This window comes from Peribacillus sp. NPDC056705, assembly GCF_043656335.1.
Genome location: NZ_JBHTYI010000188.1, coordinates 699 through 1421, shown reverse-complemented (window position 1 = coordinate 1421; position 723 = coordinate 699). Strand labels below are relative to the sequence as shown.

General features: G+C 45.2%; 1 protein-coding gene. It reads left to right on the top strand.

Annotated elements, in window-relative coordinates:
- The first annotated feature begins 125 nt into the window (after positions 1-125).
- Complete coding sequence (locus tag ACFRAK_RS28785; protein WP_394573162.1) at positions 126-578, top strand: class I SAM-dependent methyltransferase; 453 nt, start codon at positions 126-128, stop codon at positions 576-578.
- Positions 579-723: the final 145 nt, after the last annotated feature.

Sequence of the window (723 nt, the reverse complement as noted above, 5' to 3'; positions counted from 1 at the left end):
CCCCAGGGGAGTCTAATCCACTCCCCTACCTAACTATAAACCCTATATACGGCTACCACTACGTTAAGTGGATTCGGCCGACTCGATGGCGGCTATGCCGCAAAACCAAACAAAAGGAGGTACAGATGGCAAAGATATTAGACGCATGTTGTGGAAGCAGAATGTTTTGGTTCGACAAAGAACATGAAGATGTTATCTATATGGACAAACGGCAAGTTGAAGATGTTCTGTGCGATGGAAGAACACTAAATGTCAACCCTGACGTAATTGCAGATTTCAGAAACATGCCATTTGAGGACAATCCCTTTTATCTTGTCGTATTCGATCCTCCCCACTTAATCAAAGCTGGTGAAGAATCATGGTTGGCCAAGAAATACGGAAGATTGGATGAACTATGGCAATTCGATATACGGCAAGGCTTCGCGGAGTGTATGCGGGTGCTGAAGCCTAACGGAACATTGATTTTTAAGTGGAATGAAGAACAAGTATCACTTGGTGATGTGCTTGATGCAATTGGTTATAAGCCGCTGTTTGGAAATAAGCGAAGCAAGACGCATTGGCTTGTATTCATGAAGTGATGCGCAAGGGCCGAAGGCCTCCGATTCGACCGCAATACTCAGGCGAAGCCGGGGGCCGTATAAGGCCCTTATCCATCCCCTTTAGAGAGGAAGAAGAGAAGATGAAACGTGAAATCAAATTCAGAGCTTGGAACGTATTTGAGGA

What these genes read in the sequence shown, in the direction of transcription:
- ACFRAK_RS28785 (WP_394573162.1), top strand. Translation starts at nt 126, where the DNA reads ATGGCAAAGATATTAGACGCATGTTGTGGAAGCAGAATGTTTTGGTTC.